6 protein-coding genes are annotated in these 7,044 nt (G+C 70.1%); 3 read left to right on the forward strand and 3 right to left on the reverse strand.

Annotation, left to right across the window (positions count from 1 at the left end):
• The first annotated feature begins 141 nt into the window (after window positions 1-141).
• Entirely contained in the window at window positions 142-1,347 is a 1,206-nt protein-coding gene (locus VFX99_RS00950) for a glycoside hydrolase family 3 N-terminal domain-containing protein (RefSeq protein ID WP_329664447.1), read from the forward strand.
• Between the two features lie 21 nt (window positions 1,348-1,368).
• On the opposite strand, the gene VFX99_RS00955 is transcribed toward VFX99_RS00950, so the two are convergent.
• The 3 genes from VFX99_RS00955 to VFX99_RS00965 are packed head-to-tail and all read right to left on the reverse strand — an operon-like array spanning window position 1,369 to window position 3,868.
• Entirely contained in the window at window positions 1,369-2,082 is a 714-nt protein-coding gene (locus VFX99_RS00955; RefSeq protein WP_329664448.1) for an SOS response-associated peptidase, read from the reverse strand.
• Window positions 2,083-2,124: 42 nt separating this feature from the next.
• A complete protein-coding gene (locus tag VFX99_RS00960) occupies window positions 2,125-3,165 on the reverse strand; it encodes an App1 family protein (RefSeq protein WP_329664449.1) in 1,041 nt (346 codons plus the stop codon).
• Between the two features lie 4 nt (window positions 3,166-3,169).
• Window positions 3,170-3,868, reverse strand: a complete 699-nt coding sequence (locus tag VFX99_RS00965; protein ID WP_329664450.1) for a DedA family protein — start codon at window positions 3,866-3,868, stop codon at window positions 3,170-3,172.
• A gap of 43 nt (window positions 3,869-3,911) precedes the next feature.
• Here VFX99_RS00965 and pabB point away from each other — a divergent pair, with 43 nt between their 5' ends.
• On the forward strand, window positions 3,912-5,213 hold the full coding sequence (gene pabB, locus VFX99_RS00970) for an aminodeoxychorismate synthase component I (protein ID WP_329664451.1): 1,302 nt from the start codon (window positions 3,912-3,914) through the stop codon (window positions 5,211-5,213).
• Between the two features lie 69 nt (window positions 5,214-5,282).
• Window positions 5,283-7,044: leucine--tRNA ligase (gene leuS, locus VFX99_RS00975; protein ID WP_329664452.1), on the forward strand; the 1,762-nt coding region annotated here is incomplete at its 3' end.

A 7,044-nucleotide genomic window follows, 5' to 3' on the forward strand; every position in this document is an offset into this window, starting at 1 on the left:
CTCGCGGCGCGCTTGGGCGAGGACCGCGCGGCGCAGTACGGGGTCCTCCCGCGTCGCACGGACGCCGCAGCCATCGTCGCGCGCCACTGAGTGCTGTCGGTCCGCCCGCTCGGCGTCGGAAACGGAGCCTAGGCTGACAGGATGAGCTCGATGCGGCGGTCGCTGAGCACGGGAGCGCTGGGAGTCCTGATCCTCCTCGGCTCCGTGGCGCCGTGGGCGGGAGCGCGCACAGCAGCCCTGGCGTCGGACGCCGCCCCGCAGGGCACGGTCCGCGTCGTCGCGACCGAGGGGCCGGGCCGGGCGGCATCCGATCGAGTGTCGGCCATGACCACGCGCGACAAGGCCGCGAACGTGGTGATGGGCCATATCCCGACGACGGATGCCGCGAACCTCGCCGCTTACATGGCGGGCACGGGCATCGGCGGGTTCATCCTCATGGGCGCGAACATCCCGGAGAGCGAGGGGCAGCTGCGCACCCTCACAGCCGCGCTGACGCTGGATGCAGCCCTGCCCCCGCTGATCGCGATCGATCAGGAGGGCGGCGACGTTTCGCGGCTGCCGTGGGACGTCTTCCCATCGGCGGTAACCCTCAAGGATCTCCCTGCGGAGGCGACGAGGGACGCGTTCGCCGCGCGCGCGGCCCTCGTCCAGCGGGCCGGGATCGGTGTGAACTTCGGAATCGTCGCGGACGTCACGGGCGATCGGTCGATGTTCATCTATCGCCGTGCGCTCGGCACCGAGCCGACGGCCGGTGCGGAACGCGTGGCCGCGGCAGTGGGCGGGGAGAGGGGCGGGGCGATGTCGACTCTGAAGCACTTCCCGGGGCACGGGGCCGCTCCCGGCGACTCGCACACCGGCATCCCCTCCACCGGGATGTCTCTGCAGGAGTGGGCTGCCGCGGACGGCGTGCCGTTCCAGTCCGGCATCGACGCCGGAGCCCCTGTGCTGATGTTCGGTCACCTCTCCTACACCGCCGTCGACCCAGCCCCCGCGTCACTCTCGGCGGAATGGCACCGCATCGCGCGCGAAGAGCTCGGATTCGACGGCATCGCGGTCACGGACGATCTGGGGATGCTGCAGGCCTCGGGTCAGCCCGGCTACCAGGATCCCGTCGCCAACGCCGTGGCGGCACTGGCGGCGGGCAATGATGTGGTGCTGGCCGTGATGTTCTCCACGCCCGACTCGGCCTCGCTGATCGTCGACGGGATCGTCGCTGCCGTGGAGGCGGGGACGCTGTCTCAGGAGCGGCTCGACGAAGCAGCGCTTCGGGTGACGCAGGCACGCCTGGCGCTCGCCGCCCAGGGGCGTGGACTGATCCCGTGTGCCGACTGCGCTCCCGCCGGCTGAGCATCCGCGATCGCGCAGCTGCTACTCGGCAACGGGTTCGATGAGCTCGGGGGAGTTGTTGCGGACATTGCCCACGGCCTTCGACACGACGTGGTCCTCGAGCGTGTCGGCGACGGCGGGCGCGGCGTCGATCGCGGCGTCGAGCACGTCGCGGACGTTGTCGGTCGTCGGATCGAGCCAGGCATCGGCGTGGTCGGGGTCGAGGAACAGCGGCATGCGGTCGTGGATGGACCCGAGGTGACCGATCGAGTCACGCGTGAGGATCGTGAAGCTCAGCATCCACTTCGCAGCGTCGTCATCAGCGAGCTCCGGGTTCTTCCACCACTCGTAGAGGCCGGCCAGGAAGAGCGGCGAACCGTCGGCCGGATGGATGTAGTGCGGGATTTTCACACCGTCCACCAGCTTCCACTCGTAGTAGCCGGACGCCGGAACGACAGCGCGCCGCTTCTCGAGGGCCTTGCGGAACATCGGCTTGTCTTCGAGCTCTTCGGACCGCGCGTTGAACGCTCGGGCGCCGACCTTCGGGTCCTTCGCCCAGGACGGAACGAGCCCCCACCTGGCCGTCTCGAGACGCCGGGTGGGCGGCTCGGTCTTGGCGGAATCGAGGACGATCGCGACCGGCGCGGTCGGGGCGATGTTGAATGAAGGCTCGGGCAGGTCATCGCTCTCGAGATCGACGCGCAACACACCGACCAGCTCCGAACCCACACTGGCCACCACGAACCGTCCGCACATGCCAGAGAGCCTACGCGGGCTCGCCGACATCCAGAACGGCGCTCAAGCCTCCAGCAGACCGACGCCTTCGAGCCGCTCGACCAGCCCGGCTCCGTCCGACCCCGTCACCCACGGGACGGCTGCGGCGGAGTGGTCGTCGACGGCGGTTCGGCCTCCGGCGAGCACCGCTTCGGCGGGCGAGAGTCGGCGGATGGCGACCGCCGCGACGTTGCCGGGACTCTCGCGCGCGAAGGTCGTGTAGATCTCGTCGTCGTGCTGCCCGTCGTCGCCGATCAGGAGCCACTTGAGGTCAGGGAACTCCGTGGCCAGCCGCCGGAGGTTCGACAGCTTGTGCGCCTTGCCGCTGCGGAACCAGCGATCGTGCGTCGGACCCCAGTCGGTGAGCAGCACGGCGCCGGACGGGAACAGGTGACGCCGCAGGAAGCGGATGAGCGTGGGCGCCACGTTCCAGGCACCGGTGGAGAGGTAGATCACCGGGATTCCGGGCCGGTCGCGCACAAGCCGTTCCATCAGCACCGCCATGCCCGGCACCGGTTGGCGGGCATGCTCGTTGACGACGAACGAGTTCCATGCGGCCAGGAGCGGTCGGGGAAGCGCCGTCACCATCACCGTGTCGTCGACGTCGGACACGACGCCGAACCGGACATCCGACCCCACGATGAACACGCGCGTCTCCGTGGGCTCTCCGCCCTCGACCGACATCGTGAGCGTCTGCCAGCCGGACTCCAGCCGCGCCGGGATGACCGCGTCGATCACGCCGCCGCGGTCGGCGACGACCTCGTGGGTCGCATCCCCGATCATCACGCGCACCTGGGCGAAACCCACGGGCACGGCCGCGAAGCTCCGCCAGCCGCGCACGCTCTCGTACTCCGCCGATCCGGATGTCGGCACGGGCGGGACGATCAGCACGCGTCCGAGGACTCGCACCCACTCCGGTCCGCCGTACCCGGGGAAGGGGGTCGCGACGGGGGTCAGACCGCGGGCGCGCGCCCTGCGTTCGCGCCAGGCGTGGAAACGGTACTCGAGCCGTGCGAGCCACAGCACCTTCGGAAGCGGGGGCGTCGTCGTGGTGGTATGCGGCACCTGCTCAGTCTTTCACGTCCTCCGCAGGCCCGACCGACCCGGTCGCGACGTCACGACCCGATTCGTCGTCGCCGAGGTTCTTGAGCTCTGCGCGCTCGATGACCTTCTTGCTCACGAAGACCAGGAGGAGGAAGACCACGATGATGCCGACGAAGATGTAGCCGGCGAAGTGCAGGCGATCGGCCAGTTCGCGGTAAGTCCCCGCGGCGAGCGCGGCGACGGTCACGTACAGACCGGCCCAGATCACGCAGGCGGGGATCGTCCACGCCAGGAAGCGCCGGTACGAGAAGCCGCTCATTCCGACGGTGAGCGGCACGAGGGAATGCAGGACCGGCAGGAACCTGGACACGAAGATCGCGGGGCCGCCGCGCCTTCGGAGGTATCGCTCAGAGCGCTCCCAGTTCTCCTCGCCTATCCGTCTGCCCAGGCGCGAATGCCGGATCTTCGGGCCGAGGTAGCGGCCGAGCCAGAAGCCGATGCTCTCGCCGATCAGGGCACCGATCACCACGGCCGCGGCGAGTACGACCCCCTCCAGGGGAGACGCCACGGCGGTGCCCGCGATGATCACGACGGTGTCCCCGGGCACGAACAGGCCGATCAGCACGCTCGTCTCCAGCAGAATGGCGAGGCCGGCCAGGACGGTCCGCAGCACGGGGTCGACGCTCTGGACGGCGTCGAGCAGCCACGTGAGGAACTCGTTCACACTCCGAGCCTAGAGCGGCAGGGTCGGCCTCTAGCCTGGGAGCATGCCGAAGCCGCTGACCGCCCTGCCGCTCGAGGGCTGGCAGGACCCGGCATCCGTCTTCGCCTCCGTTGGCGCAGGGTCGCCGCACTCTTTCTGGCTGGATGCGGGGCCGGCCGCCGAGGCGGGCTGGAGCTGGGTGGGCACAGGCGTGCCGGACGAGCCGGGACCCGTGCGATCGCAACGGCTGGCGCACGCCGATGCCGGCTCCGCGTGGGAGGCGGGTCGCTTCCGCGGCGGATGGATCGGCTGGATCGGCTACGAGGGTGCCGCCGCCCGCGCCGGCGCGCCGGTGAGCACCGTCGACCCAGCAGTGCCCGGCGAGCAGTGGCTGCGCGTCCAGCGCTTCGTCGCCTTCGACCACGCGCGCCGTCGTGCCTGGGCGGTCGCTCCCGCCGACGAAGTGGGTGCCTTCGCCCAACTCGTCGCCCACGCGCCCGCGCCCCCGGCCGCCCCCGCCCCCGAGCCGGCTCGGGCGTACGGGCGCCATGAACCCGGGGCTTACGCCGCGCTGATCGAGCGCTGTAGGGACGCGATCCGCGAGGGCGACGCGTACCAGCTCTGCCTCACGACCCGCTTCAGCGTCGCGGCATCCGTCGATCCGATCGCCGCGTACGCGCGGCTGCGCGAGCGAACACCGGCCCACCACGGCGGACTCATCCGGACGAGGGATGTGGCGCTCGCCAGCGCGAGCCCGGAGCGGTTCCTCGAGGTGAGGGAGGGCGTGGTCCGCACCCGCCCGATCAAGGGAACCCGCCCGCGCGGCGCGGATCCGGTCTCGGATGCCGCGCTCGCCACCGAGCTGCGCGAGAACGAGAAAGAGCGCGCGGAGAACGTCATGATCGTGGATCTGATGCGCAACGACCTCTCCCGAGTGAGCGAGCCCGGCTCGGTGGGCGTCGAGGGCCTGCTCGAGGTCGAGTCGTATCCCGCGGTGCACCAGCTGGTGAGCACGGTCTCCGGCACGCTGCGAGCGGGGGTGACCGTCGGCGAGCTGCTGGATGCGACCTTTCCGGCCGGCAGCATGACCGGTGCGCCGAAGCTGTCGGCGATGACGATCCTGCACGAGCTCGAACGCGGGCCGCGGGGCCTGTTCGCCGGCTGCTTCGGGTGGGTCGGCGACGACGGCGCGCTCGACCTCGCGATGGTGATCCGCTCGATCGTCATGCACCCCGGCGGAGCGTACGTGGGCGCCGGCGGCGGGATCACGTGGCGCTCGGATGCCGCGGCCGAGGTCGCCGAGGTCGGCATCAAGGCGCGCGGCCCGCTGGCCGCGATCGGCGCCGATCTGCCGCCCGGATGGTGACTGCGGCGGTCCGGTAGCCTGGAAGGTGCGCTCCGCGCCGCATCTTCCTTCCCACGATTGGTCCGTCACGTGTCCCAGACCCTCCCGCCCGACACCACCGCGCCCGCAGGCGGCGGTGGCTACGACGCCTACGCCATCCAGGGCAAGTGGCAGGCGCGCTGGGCCGAGGCCGACCCCTTCCGGGCCGGAGGAGCGAAGGACTCGCGTCCGCGCAAGTACGTCCTGGGCATGTTCCCGTATCCGTCTGGCGACCTGCACATGGGCCATGCGGAGAGCTATGCCTACGTGGATGTCGTCGCACGCTTCTGGCGCCATCGCGGCTATAACGTCCTGAACCCGATCGGGTGGGATTCGTTCGGGCTGCCCGCTGAGAATGCGGCGATCCAGCGCGGTGCCGATCCCCGTGAGTGGACGTACGCGAACATCGAGCAGCACAAGAAGAGCTTCCGCGAGTACGGCTCTTCCTACGACTGGTCGCGCATCCTGCACACGAGCGACCCGGAGTACTACCGATGGAACCAGTGGCTCTTCCAGCTGTTGTACGAGCGCGGCCTGGCGTACCGCAAGGAGAGCCCGGTCAACTGGTGCCCGAACGACCAGACGGTGCTGGCGAACGAGCAGGTCGTCGACGGTCGCTGCGAGCGCTGCGGCGCTGAGGTCGTCAAGAAGAAGCTGACTCAGTGGTACTTCAAGATCACCGACTACGCAGACCGACTGCTGGACGATCTGAATCAGCTCGAGGGCTTCTGGCCGCAGAAGGTGATCCGCATGCAGCGGAACTGGATCGGGCGGTCGGTAGGTGCCGACATCGACTTCGAGATCGAGGGTCACTCCGGCACGGTCACAGTCTTCTCCACACGACCCGACACGCTGCACGGCGCGACGTTCTTCGTGGTGGCGCCGGACAGCGACCTGGCATCCGAACTTGCCGCCGGGGCCGCGCCGGAGGTGCGCATGCGCTTCCAGGACTACCTGACCCGCGTCGGGCGTTCGAGCGAGATCGAGCGCCAGAGCACCGACCGCCCGAAGACGGGCGTCTTCCTGGAGCGTTACGCCATCAACCCCATCAACGGCGAGCGGCTGCCCATCTGGGCCGCCGATTATGTGCTCGCCGACTACGGGCACGGGGCGGTCATGGCGGTGCCCGCTCACGATCAGCGCGACCTCGATTTCGCGCGCGCCTTCGACCTGCCCGTGAGAGTGGTCGTTGACACGACGGCTCCCGTGACCGGAGCGATTCCCGTCATCGAACTCGACGACGACGGCGTGCCGGTCGATCCGGGTCCGCTCGCGACCTCGATCGTCGATCTGGACCCCGCCGCCACGGGCATCGCCCTGACCGGCGAGGGACGGATGATCAACTCCGGTCCGCTCGACGGGCTCTCCAAGCGCAACGCCATCGCGCGCGTCATCGAGCAGCTGGCCGCCGCCGGCACCGGGCGCGCCTCGAAGTCGTATCGCCTGCGTGACTGGCTGATCTCGCGTCAGCGCTTCTGGGGCACGCCGATCCCGATGATCCACACCGAGGACGGGCGCACCGTTCCCGTTCCGGCCGACCAGCTGCCTCTCACGCTGCCCGACGCCGAGGGCCTGGACCTGACGCCCAAGGGCACCTCACCGCTCGGGGGTGCGACGGAGTGGATGCAGACGACAGATCCCGAGACCGGGGCGCCCGCCCGGCGCGACGCCGACACGATGGACACCTTCGTCGACAGCTCGTGGTATTTCCTGCGCTTCCTCGCACCCGGTGACCCCAACGAGGCCTTCTCGTCGGCCGAGGCCGCGAAGTGGGCGCCCGTCGACTCGTACATCGGCGGCGTCGAGCACGCGA

The organism is Microbacterium sp. (assembly GCF_036277215.1).
Taxonomy (GTDB): domain Bacteria; phylum Actinomycetota; class Actinomycetes; order Actinomycetales; family Microbacteriaceae; genus Microbacterium.